Source organism: Devosia sp. Leaf420 (assembly GCF_001425445.1).
GTDB lineage: Bacteria > Pseudomonadota > Alphaproteobacteria > Rhizobiales > Devosiaceae > Devosia.
On sequence record NZ_LMQU01000001.1, the window covers coordinates 98628 to 113937 of the forward strand.

Sequence of the window (15310 nt, forward strand, 5' to 3'; positions counted from 1 at the left end):
TCAGGGATCGCTTGGCGCCATATGGGCGAAGCGATTGGCTTCGCCTTCACGCGGGGCAGCTTCGAGCACTTCGCGGCGCGCTTCGGCACGGCGGCTGAACGGCAGGTTCAGCGCGGTAACGAGCTGGCGATATTCCTGACGCGCGCTGGTGTGCGACATGGATGGCACGCCGCCCAGTAGTTCCTCATCCAACGGATCAAACACGGTCATGCCAGTCGGAAAGAGCGAGCGGAAAATCACGCGCTCGGCGATGCCGTCGGACACGCGGCAGCCCAAGCGCATGGCGATGCGATCGAGCATGGTCTGAACCTGGCGCATATTGCGCGAGGACAGCATGGAAATGCGATTGCGGACCAGGACCCAATCGATGGTGCGTCCGTCAATGGCGAGGCGCTCGGAGCGGGCGCGCTGGACGAGACGGGCATAATGGCTCAATTCGCGCGGCTCGCCCGTCACCGGATCGACATGGGCCATGACGTTGAGATCGATCAGGCTATCGTTGACCGGGGTGATCAGCGTATCGGCCAGCGAATGCGCGAGGCGTGTCAAATTGGTATCAAAGCCCGGTGTATCGATGACGATAAATTCTGTCGATTGCTCAACCTCGGCAATAGCCTGACGGAAGAGGTCGAACTCGACGCGGTTGTTTTCCTTGAGGGAATCGCCGCGGGCCAAGGGCAGATGGAAATGCGTGGTGTGCGGCAGGCTGAGGCCGCGCTGGCGGGCCCAATCGCGGCGATTGCGGACGTAATGAGTTAGCGTCTGCTGGCGGCTATCGACGTCGATCGAAGCGACCTTGTAGCCCTGATAGAGTAGATAGATGGCGAGATGAAAGGCAGTGGTGGACTTACCCGACCCGCCCTTTTCATTGCCAACGACGATGACATGCGCCGCTTGCCGAACCATCTTGCCCCCAAATCACTGCGCGGAGTCTCACCGCTTCGGGCCTTATGCACAAGAGGGCGCAAGATTAACAATATTTAAACGATTAACGCGCGGCCGGAGCTGTTCACAAAAGCCCGAGGCGTGCCAATTCTGCAGCAATCTCCGAAGAATTCTCGTCGTCATTGCCGGCCATGTCGGGTGGCGCATCCTTGGGTTCGAGATAGCGCCAGCCCTGGAATGGCCGCTTCGGATAGGGAATGGTGCGGACGAGGTTGGGCGACATGATGATGTCGCAGTAGTCCTTGCCCTCGGGATCGGTATAGGGCGCGAGGCGCTCGATGACCTGACGACAGACGATGGCGCCGGCGATGACCCAATAAATCGAGCCCTTGCCTTCCAATTCTGCAGCCCGCTTGGGCATCATGCGCGTGCGGTGGACGTGGACATCCTCGCCGTAATCCGCGCCCCACCAATGGGCGCGTTCGTCGCGGTAGCTTTCCAGCTCCTCGAAGCTGGAAATGCCCACGCAGAGCTTGACCATATGGATCATGCAAGCGTTCCGGGCGCGACGCGGCCCTGGATGACGTCGATCTCATCATCATCGACGATCCACGGCTCCTTGAGCGCCAGTGCACGCCATTCCTGAAAGGCTGGCAGCGCATAAATGGCTTCGACATACTTTGCGGCTGTGTCGGACGCCGGCAGATCGTACGTGCGGAGGCGTGTCGCGAGCGGCGCAAACATGGCGTCAGCGGCGGTGAACTCGCCGAAGAGGAAGGGGCCGCCGGAGCGGCCGAGGAGATCGCCCCACAGTTGTTCGACGCGATGGAGATCCTTGCGCACCGAATCGAGATCGACCTTGCCCGGGTGCGAGGCGCGGAGGTTCATCGGCGCATGGGTGCGGAGTTGCGAGAATCCCGCATGCATTTCGGACGCGGCGGCGCGGGCTAGCGCGCGGTCGCGCCGATCAGCCGGCCAGATCGGCTTTTCGGGGAAAGCGTCAGCCAGATATTCGATGATGGCGAGGGTTTCCGGCAAGGCCAGATCGCCGTCGATCAGCACTGGTACCTTACCGGTCGGCGAGCGCTCGGCGAGCGTTTCGCGCCAGCGGGGGCCCGAAAGCATCAGGACCTCGTCCTCGAAGGGCAAATCGAAATGGCGCAGCACGAGCCATGGCCGGAGCGACCAGGTGGAGTAATTGCGATTTCCGACGAGCAGCTTCATGACGGACCTCTGGGAAAGAAAAAGGGCGCCTCTGGCAAGGCGCCCTTCCCTAAAGCTTTTCAGTGGTGATTTCCAGCGCTGGAACCTGTCACCGATCCGATATCGGGGACGTGTTCCTCCTCCACATCAGACGCCGGCCACCACAGAGATAATGAGCCCCATAGACAGGAGGCATACCAGAGCCCAGCTTACGGAATTCCAAGCCAGGGTCTTCGGTTGACTGCGCATGCGCCGCTCCTTGTCAGACCTCCAAATCCAGCCATTTGATCTCGACCAAATGACCAGTCATAGAGCGTTAACCGTGCGCATAAACCTTTGCAAGTGATCTATCTGCAACAGTCCACAGGTCGGTAAGAGGCTCAGAAGAGGCCGAACCAGAGCCCGGCAATTCCCAAAAAGGCGAAGAAACCAACGACATCGGTGATTGTCGTGACGAAAACGGCAGAGGCGATTGCGGGATCGGCCTTGAGACGTTCGAGCGCCAGCGGAATTAAAATGCCTGCCGTGCCCGCGACGATCATGTTGATGACCATGGCGGCGGCGATGACGGCACCCAATTGCTCGTTGCCAAACCGGATCCAGGTGACGATCCCGATCATGATCGCGAAAATGACGCCGTTGAAAAAACCGACGACCATTTCGCGGCGGATGAGTCGGCGCAGACGGCCGCCTGCCAGTTCGCGCATGGCGAGGGCGCGCACGGTGACCGTCATTGTCTGCGCGCCGGCATTGCCGCCCATGGAGGCGACAATGGGCATGAGGATGGCCAATTCGACCATATGCTCGATCGTGCCGTTGAAAAGGCCGATGACCAGCGAGACGAGAACGGCGGTGACGAGATTGATTGCAAGCCAAGGGGCACGGCTGCGGACGGTGTCCACCGTCGTATCGGAAAGGTCTTCGTCGCCGACGCCGGCGAGGAGCTTGATGTCTTCGTCGGCCTCCTCGGTGATGACGTCGACCATGTCATCGATGGTGAGCACGCCGACGAGACGGCGGTTTTCATCGACAACGCCGACTTCGACCAAGTCATAGCGCTCGAAGGTGCGCGCCGCTTCTTCCTGATCGTCGGCAGCATCGACGAGGACCAGGGTTGTGTTCATGATCGATTCGATCTGCGTCGCACGTTTCGAGCGCAGGACGCGGTCGAGCGGTAAGGTGCCGAGGACCTTGTAGGCCGCATCCACGACATAGATCTGGTAGAATTCGTCAGGCAGATCGCGATCGGCGCGAAGATAGTCGATCATCTGGCCGACCGTCCAGAAGGGCGGGATGGCGATGAATTCGGTCTGCATCCGCCGGCCGGCGGAGTCTTCGGGAAAATCGAGGCTGCGCTTGAGGCTCAGGCGCTCGAAAGTCGGCAGGGCCGAGAGAATTTCGTTCTGGTCGGCCTCGTCGAGGTCCTCAAGAATCGCCACCGCGTCGTCGCTGTCGAGATTGGCGACGCCTCGGGCGATTTCAGAGTTGGGGATCGCCTCCATGACTTCGAGGCGGATGCTCTCGTCGACTTCGGTGAGCGCGGAATAGTCGAACTGATCGCCGAGCAACTGGACGAGCGCCACGCGCTCATCGTGATCGAGCGCTTCGAGCACGTCGCCAACGTCGGATGTGTGCAGCGGCGCCATGACGAGGGCGACGTCTTCAGATCGCTTGGCAGCGAGAGACGCGCGGAGACGCTCAAGCCAATGCGGCGTGATGCGATCTTCAGCGTCGCGAAACGCGCTGGTATCCATCTCGGGCGTGGGGCCGAGGTCTGTCTCGAAGTCGCTGCTCATTGGGAGCCCCTTCGTCGGATGGGTGTTTCAGGGCAAGGCAAGCAGTAGCCAATCGAACGAGAAGGCGCCAGACTAGGGCCGCAAAGTTTGGTGACAATTTCGCATCCGACCCATGCATGTGAGGAGGCAGGCATGTCAGACGGCATAGATCTCGACCCACACTTTAATCGAATCGAGACCGTGGCGAAGGCGCGCGGGCTGCAGGGGTTCGAGCGGACGACCAGCTATGGCACCCCTGCCCTGAAAGTTTCGGATCGGACATTCGTGCGTCTACTCGACGCGACGACACTGGTTTTGCAGTGTCCGCTCGACCAGAAGGTGCTGCTAATGGAAATCTCGCCTGACATCTATTTCGAGACCGATCACTATGTCGGCTACGATACGGTCCTCATTCGGCTCGATGCCATTGAGGATGAGGAATTGGGGCTGCGGCTGGAAGATGCCTGGCGGTTCCGGGCAGACGAGAGTGCGAGAGATAATCTGAAGGGATAGTGGTTTGGCCAAGAGTGTTGTGACGTGCAGTTGCGGACAAGTCGCCCTCGAACTCGATGGCGCGCCCTTCATCTCGACGGAATGCCATTGCAACAGTTGCCGGGAGGCTGCGGGACGGCTGCAGCCCCTACCGCTGGCGCGACCAATGATCGAGGACAATGGCGGAACGCAGCTCGTGCTCTATCGCAAGGACAAGGTCGCCTTTCTTCGCGGTCAAGACTTGCTGGAGGTTTTCCGGCTTGGGCCTGATGCGCCCACGCGACGCGTGATCAGCCGCTGTTGCAATAGCCCAATCTTTCTAGAATTTCAGAGCGGCCATTGGCTGAGTCTTTATTCGAGCCTGTGGGCTGCGGAAACGCGTCCCAAGCCCGAACTGCGGACAATGACGAGTGACAGAACCGACGGCATCGCTTTGGCAGACGATGTCCCGGCGGGAACGGGGCAGACCCTGCGATTCTATGGAAAGCTGCTTGGCGCCTGGATCGCCATGGGCTTCAAGACGCCCAAGATCCGTATCGGCAACGATACCTAGACCCAAAAACAAAAAAGCCGCCCGCAGGCAGCTTTTTGTTTCATCCCCGAGGGGTGAATGGTGCGGTCGAGAAGACTCGAACTTCCACGCCTTGCGGCACAGCGACCTCAACGCTGCGCGTCTACCAATTCCGCCACGACCGCACATCTGTGGTAGAAGCCCTCGGTGCCGAAGCGCCTTGAGCGAGTGGGGATGTAGCAAAGGACTTGGCGAACCTCAAGCACCTAAATAGAGATTTCTTTCAAGCCTGTGGAAGATCGGCAATCAGCCCTGCTTGTAGACCTTCTCCGTGACGAGCACGCGAAGCTGCCCATCCTCGACATTGACTTCACCGCGGGCGATGAGCGTATGGTTGGCATAGATGGAGAGCGGGTCGTTTTCGGACTGTTCAAGCTCGATCACCGCGCCGCGGCCCATGCGCAGCAAATGATGGATCGGCATAAGCGTTGCGCCGAGCTCAACGGTGATATCGACTTCAATATTGTCCAGGGTGTTCATAGATAACATTCTGAAGAAGGACCGCTGCGCAGGATGCCGGCGGACTTGATGCGTTAAGGATTGCTCAGGCTTGGTTATGGAAGTCTTAACGAGCGCCGATGAGGCGTGCCAAATTCGTTCGAAATTGCATCGGGAAGACGATCAGGCGGTCGAATGGACGCAATTCGATGGCTTGATGGACTACGAAGAAACCCTCGCGGCCATGGAAGCGCGGGCAGCGGCGATCGCGGCTGGCGAAGCGCCTGAGGCGATCTGGCTGTTGGAACATCCACCGCTTTACACGGGCGGAACATCGGCTCAGGCCGAGGACCTAATCGATGCGCGATTCCCCGTTTTTGCGGCCGGGCGCGGCGGGCAATATACCTACCACGGACCGGGACAGCGCGTGGCCTATGTAATGCTCGATCTGACGCGGCGCGGGCGCGACGTGCGCTGTCTGGTCAAAGGCCTGGAGCAGTGGGTGATCGACACGCTCGCGGCGCACAATATCCACGGCGAGCGGCGCGAGGGACGAATCGGGGTTTGGGTGCAAAGGCCCGATCGCGGCTTGGGCCGTGAAGACAAGATCGCTGCGATCGGTGTGCGGGTTCGGAAATGGGTGACCTTTCACGGCATTTCGCTCAACGTCTCGCCGGACCTTGGCCACTATAGCGGCATCGTGCCGTGCGGAATCACCGACCAGGGCGTGACGAGCTTCGAAGACCTTGGGCAATTGGCGTCGCTGGCAGAGGTCGATTCGGTTTTGCGCGCCAAGTTCGAGACCATCTTTGGGCGGACTGTGGATGGGGCGCCGGTCTTGGGCCCTGCCCTTTCGGCTTGAAGCAACCGCCCAAAATCGGTGATCCATTTTTCGACAAGACGCACTAACCTCGGGAGAAATCCCGAATCGAGGAGCCCGGCATGACCACGGACGACCTGAAACGCCTCTTTACCCGCCAGACGCTGTTCCGGCTTGACGCGATCCTTTCACCCAAGCTTGTGCCGATCCTCTATGCGCTCGGGCTGGCCTCGATCCTCCTTTGGGCCATCAACCACTTCTTCTTCCGCTTCGGGACCGGTTTTGGGAATGGCCTCTGGGGCATTCTCGAAATCGTGGTGTTTGGCCTTGCAGCATTCGTTGGGCTGCGGATCGGCTGCGAGGCGCTGCTGGTTTGGTTCAAGAGCCATGAGGCGACTGGCGGCACGGTGACGCGCCCGCGTTATTCGGCATCGCTGCTCGATGAGGTGCGCGACGCCATTCGCGACTTGGCCGAGCATGGCGAAGAACCCGACTATAACGATGCGGACGACTACATCACGCCGGCGACGGACGCGCCGCCAAGCGTGGTCGATGAGATCAGGCGCGAGCCGTCGACCACTGCAGGCGAGCCCTTCAAGCCCAGGCGAACCGCCAAGCGCACACCACCGCAATCGCCGATTACCTGAAGACGAAACAAAAAAGGCCGCCGTGGATCGCTCCCGGCGGCCTTCTTCTTTGGATTGAACCAATTACTTCTTGTTGACGCTCCAGGCGCCGGGGCCGGCGAAGACCAGATAGAGGAAGACGAAGCAGAACAGGATCGCAGCGTCGCCACCATTGTTGGCGGGGAAGAAATTCGACGGTGCGTGAACCATGAAATAGGCGACAGCCATCGTGCCGGAGGCGAGGAAAGCGGCCGGGCGGGTGAAGAAGCCAATGGCGATCAAAATGCCGGTGACGATCTCGATGACGCCTGCGAACCAGAAGATCGAGAATGCTGGCGGAGACATGTCGGTGGCAGGGAAGCCGATAAGCTTCTGCGTGCCGTGGGCCAGGAAAAGCAGCGCCGTAATGATGCGCAGCACGGCGAGGGCCTGCGGCGCATAGGCGGAGAGACGATCGAACATTAAAAAACTCCCGATAGCTGCGCCAGGGCTGGCGCGAGAACGAGATGCCTAACGCACGTTAAGGGTTGCAGAAAGGTGAACAGACGCGAACGCACTGTTCACTCCACAGTTTCAAGATGCTGTGTCCACCACTGCAAGAAGGGCTGATGACCCCATATTGGGGGGCAGTAACATTGCGTAACCGTCCAAGTTTCGGTATTACGCGCCATCCTTTCATTTACCGGATTGCTGCACGCGCATGAATCAGGCGCCCAAAATCGGTTTAGTCAGCCTCGGCTGCCCCAAGGCGCTCGTGGATAGCGAGCGCATCATGACGACGCTGCGCGCGCAAGGCTATTCGTTTAGCCGCGACTATGCCGGCGCCGACATTGTGCTCGTCAATACCTGCGGGTTCCTCGACAGCGCCAAGCAGGAAAGCCTTGAGGCGATCGGCGAAGCGCTCAACGAAAACGGTCGCGTGATCGTTACGGGTTGCCTCGGCGTTGAAGAAGGCCTGATCCGCGAAACGCATCCGAGCGTGCTGGCGATTACTGGACCGCATCAGTATGAGAGCGTGGTTTCGGCGGTGCATGATCACCTGCCGCCCGTGCCGAACCGGTTCGTCGATCTCGTGCCGGAAAGCGGGCTTAAGCTGACGCCGCGGCACTATGCCTATTTAAAAATTTCCGAAGGCTGCAACAATCGCTGCTCGTTCTGCATCATTCCGCAGATCCGCGGCGATCTGGTTTCGCGCCCGGCTGCCGGCATTCTGGGCGAGGCCGAGGGCCTGATCCGTTCCGGCGTCAAGGAACTGCTGGTGATCTCGCAGGATACCAGCGCCTACGGCGTCGATATCAAATATGCCGAATCCAAATATCGCGGCCGCGACGTCAAGGCGAAGTTCTACGATCTCGCCAAGGAACTCGGGCAGTTGGGCGCCTGGACGCGCCTTCACTATGTATACCCCTACCCCCACGTCGATCAGGTCATCGAACTGATGGCGGAGGGTCTGGTGCTGCCCTATCTCGATATTCCGTTCCAGCATGCGTCGCCGAATGTGCTCAAATCCATGCGGCGCCCGGCGAACCAGGAAAAGACGCTCGACCGGATCAAGAAGTGGCGCGATATCTGCCCTGACCTGGCCATCCGCTCCAATTTCATCGTCGGCTATCCCGGCGAAACAGATGCTGATTTCGAATTCCTGCTCGATTGGCTGGAAGAGGCCGAGATCGATCGCGCGGGCTGCTTCAAGTATGAGCCCGTTACCGGCGCTCCGGCCAACGAACTCGACGGCATCGTGCCGGACGAAGTCAAGGAAGAGCGCTTTGCCCAGCTCATGGAAGTGGCGCAGGACGTGTCTTTCCACCGCCTGAGCCAAAAGGTCGGCCGGACCATCGACGTGATCGTCGACGATGTGCGCCCGGAAGAGAACCGCGTGATCGCTCGTTCCAAGTGGGATGCACCGGAGATCGACGGCCAAGTGATCGTCAGCAAGGCTGACGGCATCAAGATCGGGGATATCGTTTCGGTCACGGTGACCGATAATGACGAATACGATCTTTTCGCCGAACCGGTAGAAAAATAAGAAAATCCCCGCTTCGGCGGGGATTTTTGTTTGTGGGTTTCAGCGCGCGTAAGCGTTGAACGGGTTGTCGTGGGTGAGCTGAGTGATCGTCGCTTCGTCGATACCTGCATCGCGCAGCGCGGGCAGCAGCCATTCGGATAGATGCGTATAGGGCCGCGGGACGCCACCGCCGGGCTGAGCGGGATCGTACCAGCCGAGGTCGTGGCTGAGGAGCAGTTGCGGGCCGAGGCCAGCCTCCAGCGCCTTCAGGATTAGCGGCAGGATTTCGTCATCATTACCGTGGCCAATATTGTCATATTCGATCCAGGCGCCTCGGGCCGCCACGGCCTTATGGAGCTCGAAATCGGGCTCGGCCTGGGTGTGGATGGAGATGAAGCGCTCGAGCGAGCCACCTTCTGCTTCGATGATGTCGAGCTGATCCATCACTACCCGACCTTTGATCGTGTGCGAGCCGATGATGGCGCCCGTTCGTTTCGCGGCACGAGCGGCGGCGCGGAGGATGCGCTCTTCGAGCGGCGTGATGCCGTCGTCGCCAGCACTGATCTTGATCCAGGCGGCGATGACGCCAGTGTCCTCGATGCCGTCTGTCAGTTCGGCATACATCCAGGCTTCCAGTTCATCCTGACTGGCCGCAGCGACCCACGCAGGAATCCACGGCTCACGATAATTGCCGGTGGGCACGACGATGGGCATGCCGGTGGCTTTTGAGACGGCCAGATCGATATCGGCGCGTCGCCCTACCCCGCCGGTGGTGCATTCGACGATCGCGGTGACGCCGCGCGCCTTGGCCGCTTCGATCTGGGGCGCCATCAGGGCAATGACGTCTGCGGCTTCGGCCTCGGCATATCCCGGCTGGTCCGGGGTGCGCAGATCGACGAAGACATGCTCGTGGGGCAGGATCAGCCCCAACTGGCTGCGCTCCAGCGCGCCGAGGGTCGTGTGCAATCGCGTCAAGGATATTTCCTCCACTTTTGGCCTACTTTGGCTTCTCAAGCCGCAAAGGACAACCTCAAGGCGATCGAAACAATTTCGCGTTCACTGCGGCGTGAAAAGAACGGCTTTCCGCTGGTGGAGGGTGGGGTAAATTACTCATCCGATACAGGTATTTAGCGCTTTACGACGCATGAGCGGCCACCGCATCTAACGGGTCAATTGATCTGCTTGATGGAACAGCGTCTCAAATGAACAAGCTTCTCGCTTCTGCCGTTGCGGCCCTGGTGCTCGCCAGCTCGCCCGTACTGGCGCAGCCTACCGATATTCTCAATGCCTCCTACGACATTGCGCGCGAACTGTTCGAAGCCGAGAACGCTGCTTATGCCGCGACCAGTGCAACCGTTACCGTCAACCAGTCGCATGCCGGTTCATCGGCCCAAGCCCGCGCTATTCTCGAAGGGCTGCAGGCTGATGTCGCCACCTTCAATCAGGTGACAGACATTCAAAAGCTGGTTGAAGGCGGTTATGTCAGCGACGATTGGGCGAGCGAATTCCCCAACAATGCTGCCCCCTTCTATTCCTTCCCCTCTTTCCTCGTGCGGGCCGGAAACCCCAAGGGCATCAAGGATTGGGGCGATCTCGCCGCCGAAGGCGTGCAGGTGATTTTCCCGAACCCTAAAACCTCGGGTAACGGCCGCTACACCTATCTTGCCGCCCGCGCTTGGGCGACCGAGGAATATGCGGGCGACGAAGCCAAGATCGAGGAATTTCTCACCAAGCTTTTCGCCAATGTCCCCGTCTTTGAAACAGGCGGCCGCGCGGCGACCACCGCATTCACCGAACGTCAGCTTGGCGATGTGCTCGTGACGTTCGAAGCCGAAACGCTTGGTGTGGTGAAGCAGCTTGGCGCCGACAAGTATGAAGCCGTGGTGCCCTCGGTCAGCTTCCTCTCGGAATTCCCCGTCGCAATCGTCGATAAGGTCGTCGATGCCCGCGGTAGCCGTGATTTGGCCAAGGCCTATCTCGATTTCCTCTTCACGCCTGAAGGCCAGGAAGTCGCGGCGGCCAATTTTCATCGGCCGCAGGACGAGACTGTGGCCGCAGCCAATGCCTCGACTTTCCCTGAAGTTCGGCTCGTGACTGTCGAAGACGCGTTCGGCGGTTGGGATAAGGTGGCGAGCGAGCATTTCGCCGATGGCGGCCTCCTCGACAAGGTCTTCGTCAATCAGTAACGCCAGCGTTACGTCATGACTTTCGGCGCGGCTCCGGCCGCGCCTTATTCCGTTTTTAGAGGGGCACATGGCCAAGCAACGCAGCAAACATCTGCTGCCCGGTTTCGGGCTGACCATGGGTATTTCGCTTTTCTATATCACCCTCATCATTGCGCTGCCGATCCTCGCCATGCTGCTCAAGGTTGCGGGCATGGGGCTGCCCGAATTCTGGCGGATCGTCAGCTCCAATCGGGCGCTGGCAGCCTATCGGATAACCTTTAGCTCAGCGCTGATTGCGACTGTGATCAATGGTGTGGTCGGGCTGTTGTTGGCCTGGGTACTCACCCGCTATCGCTTTCCCGGCCGGCGCATTCTTGATGCTCTTATCGATCTGCCCTTTGCCCTGCCGACGGCGGTGGCGGGGCTCGTGCTGGTCACGCTTTTCGCCGACACCGGCTGGTATGGCCAGTTGCTTGAGCCCAATGGCATCAAGGTCAATTACACCCAGCTTGGCATTATCCTCGCGATGACTTTTACCTCGATCCCCTTCGTCGTGCGCGCGGTGCAGCCGGTGCTTGAAGAGGTCGATGCCGATTTCGAAAGTGTCGCGACGACTTTGGGCGCATCGCGCTGGCAGGTTTTCAGCCGCATCATCTGGCCGACGATTTTGCCTGCTTTCATCGGCGGCTGCGTGCTGTCGTTTGCGCGCTCGCTGGGCGAGTTCGGCGCCGTGGTGTTCATTGCCGGCAACCTGCCGGGCCTGACTGAAATTGTGTCACTGCTGATCTTCATCCGGCTCGACGAATATAACTACGAGGCAGCGGCGGCACTGGCATTCGTGCTGCTTGTCGTCGCGCTGGCGACGCTCATCGCCACCAATATGTTGGCCGCCTGGCAGGTGCGCTATGTCGGGAGGAAGAGCTGATGGTCGGCGCCCCGCCACGGTCTGCAGGCAGCATTTTGCTGATCCTGCTGGCTTTTGTCTTCGCCGGCATCGCTTTGCTGGCGCCCCTGGCGCTGATTTTCAGCTTCGCGCTGCGCGAGGGGCTTGGTGCTTACTTTGCGGCGATCTTCGAGCCGGGAACGCTGCATGCGATCTTCCTGACGGTGGTCACCGCCATCATTGTCGTTCCGATCAACATGTTTGTTGGCGCTGCGCTGGCTTGGCTCGTGACGCGCTTCACGTTTCGCGGGCAACAACTGCTTGTGGCCGTTATCGAATTGCCGGCGGCTATCAGCCCGATCGTTGCGGGCGTGGTGTATCTCTTCCTCTATGGCAATCAGGGGCTGCTGGGACCCATTCTGCAGCCGCTCGGCCTGCAGATCATGTTTACCCCGCTCGCCATCGTGCTTGTCAGTCTTTTCGTCACCGCGCCTTACGTTGCGCGCGAGCTGATCCCACTGATGCGGCAGCAGGGCACCGAGGATGAGGAAGCCGCGCTGTCGCTCGGCGCCAATGGCTGGCAGATGTTCTGGCATGTCACCTTGCCCAATATCCGCTGGGGTCTGGTCTATGGTGCGGTGCTGACCAATGCGCGCGTGATGGGCGAGTTCGGGGCCGTATCGGTCGTGTCTGGTTCGATCCGCGGGCAGACGAACACCTTGCCGCTGCAGATCAATCTGCTGTTCAACGACTTCAACATTGCCGGTTCGTTTGCAGCGGCGTCAACGCTGGCGCTGATTGCTGTGGTGACACTGCTGATCAAATCTGCCCTAGAGGCCAACGTCCGGGGATAGTTGGAATTTTCTCCGCTTGCATGTTCGCCCCGATGTAGCCGCAGATAATCTGTGTTAATGATGCACGCGGATGTGCAGGCGGCGCCGTCCAGCAAAAGAAAAAGTCGCTTGAGCCGGCGCTCTTCCGCCCCTAGAGCGTTGGGCAGGAACATTTCATGCACACCGTTCAGACCATCGACCTGCGCAATCGCGACCCACTGCTCCTCGGCGCCACGCCGCTGGTCATGGGCATTCTCAACGTGACGCCAGACAGCTTTTCTGACGGCGGGCTGCACGACAATCTTGACCTCGCTGTTGCACATGCACGGGCGATGGTTGAGCAAGGCGCGCATATTTTGGATGTTGGCGGCGAGAGCACTCGACCCGGCTCTGAAACCGTCGCGGTGCAGGAAGAACTCGACCGGGTGATCCCGGTGATCGATGCCATCCGCAGCGCCGGGATCACCGCGCCGATTTCGATCGATACCAACAAGCCGCTTGTTGCCGATCAGGCCATCCAGGCCGGTGCCGATATCATCAATGACGTGCTTGGCCTCCAGGGGCCGGCTGAAATGGCGGAGATCGCGGCGCTTTATGGCGTGCCGGTGATCGCCATGCACTGGGACAAGCTCTGGGACGCGCAAACCGACCCAATGCCTGCAATGCTCGACTATTTCAGGAAAACGCTCGCCGCAGCGCAGGCCAAGGGCATCAAAGACGCCCAAGTGATCCTCGATCCCGGCTTTGGCTTTACCAAGACCCTGTCGCAGAACTACCAGATTTTGCGAGAGCTTCCCAAGCTTGCCGAGGCTTTTCCAGAGCATGGCATTTTGGTGGGTACATCGCGAAAATCGATGATCGGCCGTTTGCTCGACAATTTACCCAACCAGCGGCTGGCGGGCACGGTGGCCACGACGGTGCAAGGCTATGAACGGGGCGGCCACATCTTTCGCGTGCATGATGTCGGCGCCAACCGTGATGCGCTTCGTGTGGCGCAGGCGACGCTTTACGGCCCCTGAATAGGACTTTTCATGACTCATCCATTCACCGGCGACCGTATCATTCTTCGCGACCTCGGCTTTTATGGCTATCACGGGCTCTTTGCCGAGGAAGAAAAGCTGGGGCAGCGGTTCTTCATCGATCTCGAATGCGGTGTCGATCTGACGGCGCCGGGCGAGAGCGACGCGATTGGGCACACCGTCTCCTATGCCGATATCTATGATGTGGTGAAGGCAACGTTCGAGAAGCGGACCAAGCTGATCGAGGCGCTGGGACAGAATGTGGTTTCGGCGCTATTCGAGCGGTTTTCCGATATCAACTGGATCATCATTCGCATTCGCAAGCCCGAGGCGCCGATTGCCATGGTGCGCGGCGAGGCGGCGATTGAATTACATCGCGTGAGGCCGAACTGATGGCCCTGGCCTGGCTCAGCCTTGGGGCGAATATCGGCGATCCGCGGGCGCAACTTGCAGAGGCGATCCGGCGGCTCGATGCGCATCCGCATATTCGGGTAGTGAAGCAATCGTCGGTAATCGCAACCAAGCCTTGGGGCAAGACCGATCAACCGGACTTTGCGAACATGGCGGCGGAGATCGAGACTGATCTTGAGCCGATTGATCTGCTGCATATCGCGCTCGATACGGAGCGGGAGATGGGCCGGGTGCGGCACGAGGTCTGGGGACCCCGCGTGATCGATATCGACATCATTGCCTATGAGCGGATCGAGATGCAGACGGGGCGGCTTACCCTGCCCCATCCGCATGCGCATGCACGCGATTTCGTGCTGGTGCCCTTGCGCGAGATCGCGCCGGATACCGCCGATTGGATCGTCGGCCTAAGCGCGTAAAGCCTCTACGACGGCGACGGCGGTATCGAACTCCACGCGGCGCTTGGCGCGGCGGACCATGGCTTCGTCGTCTTCGCCCCAGAGGCGGATCTGGTGGTCTTCATCGACATGGGCGGCGGTCCAGACCTGATCTGCCGTCAGAAGTTGATGCAGCAGCGCGATGGCGAGGAGGCCTGAGCCGGTGATGCCGGTGATGGAGACCAGCGCCGTCAGCGAGAGCAGTCCCTGCCCTTCGAGAGCGGCATCGAGCCGCTGAAGCGTCGAAGCGGGCTGCGGCTGGTGGATGATGCCTATGGTCGGCTGGAAGGCGACATCGAAGTGGCGCGCGAGCTTGACCAAGGCGCCATCCCAATGGAGTTCCTGATCAGCGACCAGCTCTTCCGGCGCATCGGCGCGGTAGAGCAGCAGGTCATTGCCGGCGAACTTGCCGATCTCAGCGCGGAAGGCCGGCGCCTGTTCCTCGCCACTTTCGACGGCGGAATTGACGAGCCGCACCATGGGCATTGTGGTGGGGTCGACATATTTGGCCTGCGCCGCCCATTCGACCGCCATGGCTTGGGCAATGGATTGGGCGGGCACGACAACCAGCAGCTTGCGACCAGGCGTACGGGTCGGCTTGCAATCAAGCGTGACGACGAAGCCGGCGTCGGTGCGGGCAACATCGACGTCCTTATAGAAGCGCTTGGGCAACTCGATCTGGTTCATGTGCTGCGCCTGGCCATAGCCAAACTCCTGATTTTTCAGGGCATCTTCGAGCTGGTCGCGCAT

At 60.1% G+C, this 15310-nt stretch carries 19 protein-coding genes and 1 tRNA gene; 11 read left to right on the top strand and 9 right to left on the bottom strand.

The window, feature by feature from the left end:
- From ASG47_RS00495 to mgtE, 4 genes are all read right to left on the bottom strand, one after another.
- Entirely contained in the window at positions 1-906 is a 906-nt protein-coding gene (locus ASG47_RS00495; RefSeq protein ID WP_061906791.1) for a division plane positioning ATPase MipZ, read from the bottom strand.
- A gap of 103 nt (positions 907-1009) precedes the next feature.
- On the bottom strand, positions 1010-1435 hold the full coding sequence (locus ASG47_RS00500) for a DUF1489 family protein (RefSeq protein WP_082511494.1): 426 nt from the start codon (positions 1433-1435) through the stop codon (positions 1010-1012).
- Complete coding sequence (locus ASG47_RS00505) at positions 1432-2109, bottom strand: glutathione S-transferase family protein (protein WP_061906792.1); 678 nt, start codon at positions 2107-2109, stop codon at positions 1432-1434. Before ASG47_RS00505 ends, ASG47_RS00500 begins: the two co-directional genes overlap by 4 nt.
- A gap of 359 nt (positions 2110-2468) precedes the next feature.
- Entirely contained in the window at positions 2469-3884 is a 1416-nt protein-coding gene (mgtE, locus tag ASG47_RS00510; RefSeq protein ID WP_061906793.1) for a magnesium transporter, read from the bottom strand.
- Between the two features lie 132 nt (positions 3885-4016).
- On the opposite strand from mgtE, the gene ASG47_RS00515 reads away from it, so the two are divergent.
- Both ASG47_RS00515 and ASG47_RS00520 read left to right on the top strand, forming a co-directional pair.
- Complete coding sequence (locus ASG47_RS00515; protein ID WP_061906794.1) at positions 4017-4376, top strand: MmcQ/YjbR family DNA-binding protein; 360 nt, start codon at positions 4017-4019, stop codon at positions 4374-4376.
- Positions 4377-4380: 4 nt separating this feature from the next.
- Entirely contained in the window at positions 4381-4908 is a 528-nt protein-coding gene (locus ASG47_RS00520; RefSeq protein ID WP_061906795.1) for a GFA family protein, read from the top strand.
- 58 nt (positions 4909-4966) lie between these two features.
- Here the strand turns inward: ASG47_RS00520 and ASG47_RS00525 are convergent.
- A tRNA-Leu gene (locus tag ASG47_RS00525) sits at positions 4967-5051 on the bottom strand.
- 121 nt (positions 5052-5172) lie between these two features.
- Positions 5173-5406 (bottom strand): FliM/FliN family flagellar motor switch protein, encoded by a 234-nt coding sequence (locus tag ASG47_RS00530; RefSeq protein ID WP_061906796.1) that lies wholly within the window; start codon positions 5404-5406, stop codon positions 5173-5175.
- A 76-nt stretch (positions 5407-5482) separates the two neighbouring features.
- Here ASG47_RS00530 and lipB point away from each other — a divergent pair, with 76 nt between their 5' ends.
- Positions 5483-6226, top strand: a complete 744-nt coding sequence (lipB, locus tag ASG47_RS00535; protein ID WP_061906797.1) for a lipoyl(octanoyl) transferase LipB — start codon at positions 5483-5485, stop codon at positions 6224-6226.
- Between the two features lie 80 nt (positions 6227-6306).
- Positions 6307-6831 carry a DUF4282 domain-containing protein gene (locus ASG47_RS00540; RefSeq protein WP_061906798.1) on the top strand — a complete coding sequence of 175 codons (525 nt, stop codon included), beginning with the start codon at positions 6307-6309 and terminating at the stop codon, positions 6829-6831.
- A gap of 63 nt (positions 6832-6894) precedes the next feature.
- On the opposite strand, the gene ASG47_RS00545 is transcribed toward ASG47_RS00540, so the two are convergent.
- A complete protein-coding gene (locus tag ASG47_RS00545) occupies positions 6895-7272 on the bottom strand; it encodes a DoxX family protein (RefSeq protein WP_061906799.1) in 378 nt (125 codons plus the stop codon).
- A 238-nt stretch (positions 7273-7510) separates the two neighbouring features.
- On the opposite strand from ASG47_RS00545, the gene rimO reads away from it, so the two are divergent.
- On the top strand, positions 7511-8836 hold the full coding sequence (rimO, locus tag ASG47_RS00550) for a 30S ribosomal protein S12 methylthiotransferase RimO (RefSeq protein ID WP_061906800.1): 1326 nt from the start codon (positions 7511-7513) through the stop codon (positions 8834-8836).
- Between the two features lie 39 nt (positions 8837-8875).
- Here rimO and ASG47_RS00555 read toward each other — a convergent pair whose 3' ends face one another.
- A complete protein-coding gene (locus tag ASG47_RS00555) occupies positions 8876-9790 on the bottom strand; it encodes a phosphotriesterase (RefSeq protein WP_061906801.1) in 915 nt (304 codons plus the stop codon).
- Positions 9791-10017: 227 nt separating this feature from the next.
- Between ASG47_RS00555 and ASG47_RS00560 the strand changes: the two genes are divergently transcribed.
- The 6 genes from ASG47_RS00560 to folK all read left to right on the top strand — a co-directional run bounded on the left by ASG47_RS00560 (position 10018) and on the right by folK (position 14542).
- Positions 10018-11001 (top strand): sulfate ABC transporter substrate-binding protein, encoded by a 984-nt coding sequence (locus tag ASG47_RS00560; protein ID WP_061906802.1) that lies wholly within the window; start codon positions 10018-10020, stop codon positions 10999-11001.
- A gap of 67 nt (positions 11002-11068) precedes the next feature.
- Positions 11069-11905, top strand: a complete 837-nt coding sequence (gene cysT, locus ASG47_RS00565; protein ID WP_061906803.1) for a sulfate ABC transporter permease subunit CysT — start codon at positions 11069-11071, stop codon at positions 11903-11905.
- Positions 11905-12717 (top strand): sulfate ABC transporter permease subunit CysW, encoded by an 813-nt coding sequence (cysW, locus tag ASG47_RS00570; RefSeq protein WP_061906804.1) that lies wholly within the window; start codon positions 11905-11907, stop codon positions 12715-12717. Before cysT ends, cysW begins: the two co-directional genes overlap by 1 nt.
- Positions 12718-12872: 155 nt before the next feature.
- Positions 12873-13715: a dihydropteroate synthase gene (gene folP / locus ASG47_RS00575; protein ID WP_061906805.1), complete on the top strand. Its 843-nt coding sequence runs from the start codon at positions 12873-12875 to the stop codon at positions 13713-13715.
- A gap of 12 nt (positions 13716-13727) precedes the next feature.
- Positions 13728-14108, top strand: coding sequence for a dihydroneopterin aldolase (gene folB / locus ASG47_RS00580; RefSeq protein WP_061906806.1), 381 nt, complete (start codon positions 13728-13730; stop codon positions 14106-14108).
- Positions 14108-14542, top strand: coding sequence for a 2-amino-4-hydroxy-6-hydroxymethyldihydropteridine diphosphokinase (folK, locus tag ASG47_RS00585; protein WP_061906807.1), 435 nt, complete (start codon positions 14108-14110; stop codon positions 14540-14542). Before folB ends, folK begins: the two co-directional genes overlap by 1 nt.
- On the opposite strand, the gene ASG47_RS00590 is transcribed toward folK, so the two are convergent.
- Positions 14531-15310, bottom strand: a complete 780-nt coding sequence (locus tag ASG47_RS00590) for an ATP12 family chaperone protein (RefSeq protein WP_061906808.1) — start codon at positions 15308-15310, stop codon at positions 14531-14533. The two genes, folK and ASG47_RS00590, sit on opposite strands and share 12 nt — an antisense overlap.

Excerpts from the sequence above, each read along its gene's own strand:
- ASG47_RS00495 (WP_061906791.1), bottom strand. The coding sequence starts at position 906 with ATGGTTCGGCAAGCGGCGCATGTCATCGTCGTTGGCAATGAAAAGGGC.
- ASG47_RS00500 (WP_082511494.1), bottom strand. The coding sequence starts at position 1,435 with ATGATCCATATGGTCAAGCTCTGCGTGGGCATTTCCAGCTTCGAGGAG.
- ASG47_RS00505 (WP_061906792.1), bottom strand. The coding sequence starts at position 2,109 with ATGAAGCTGCTCGTCGGAAATCGCAATTACTCCACCTGGTCGCTCCGG.
- mgtE (WP_061906793.1), bottom strand. The coding sequence starts at position 3,884 with ATGAGCAGCGACTTCGAGACAGACCTCGGCCCCACGCCCGAGATGGAT.
- ASG47_RS00515 (WP_061906794.1), top strand. The coding sequence starts at position 4,017 with ATGTCAGACGGCATAGATCTCGACCCACACTTTAATCGAATCGAGACC.
- ASG47_RS00530 (WP_061906796.1), bottom strand. The coding sequence starts at position 5,406 with ATGAACACCCTGGACAATATTGAAGTCGATATCACCGTTGAGCTCGGC.
- lipB (WP_061906797.1), top strand. The coding sequence starts at position 5,483 with ATGGAAGTCTTAACGAGCGCCGATGAGGCGTGCCAAATTCGTTCGAAA.
- ASG47_RS00540 (WP_061906798.1), top strand. The coding sequence starts at position 6,307 with ATGACCACGGACGACCTGAAACGCCTCTTTACCCGCCAGACGCTGTTC.
- ASG47_RS00545 (WP_061906799.1), bottom strand. The coding sequence starts at position 7,272 with ATGTTCGATCGTCTCTCCGCCTATGCGCCGCAGGCCCTCGCCGTGCTG.
- rimO (WP_061906800.1), top strand. The coding sequence starts at position 7,511 with ATGAATCAGGCGCCCAAAATCGGTTTAGTCAGCCTCGGCTGCCCCAAG.
- ASG47_RS00560 (WP_061906802.1), top strand. The coding sequence starts at position 10,018 with ATGAACAAGCTTCTCGCTTCTGCCGTTGCGGCCCTGGTGCTCGCCAGC.
- cysT (WP_061906803.1), top strand. The coding sequence starts at position 11,069 with ATGGCCAAGCAACGCAGCAAACATCTGCTGCCCGGTTTCGGGCTGACC.
- cysW (WP_061906804.1), top strand. The coding sequence starts at position 11,905 with ATGGTCGGCGCCCCGCCACGGTCTGCAGGCAGCATTTTGCTGATCCTG.
- folP (WP_061906805.1), top strand. The coding sequence starts at position 12,873 with ATGCACACCGTTCAGACCATCGACCTGCGCAATCGCGACCCACTGCTC.
- folB (WP_061906806.1), top strand. The coding sequence starts at position 13,728 with ATGACTCATCCATTCACCGGCGACCGTATCATTCTTCGCGACCTCGGC.
- folK (WP_061906807.1), top strand. The coding sequence starts at position 14,108 with ATGGCCCTGGCCTGGCTCAGCCTTGGGGCGAATATCGGCGATCCGCGG.
- ASG47_RS00590 (WP_061906808.1), bottom strand. The coding sequence starts at position 15,310 with ATGCGCGACCAGCTCGAAGATGCCCTGAAAAATCAGGAGTTTGGCTAT.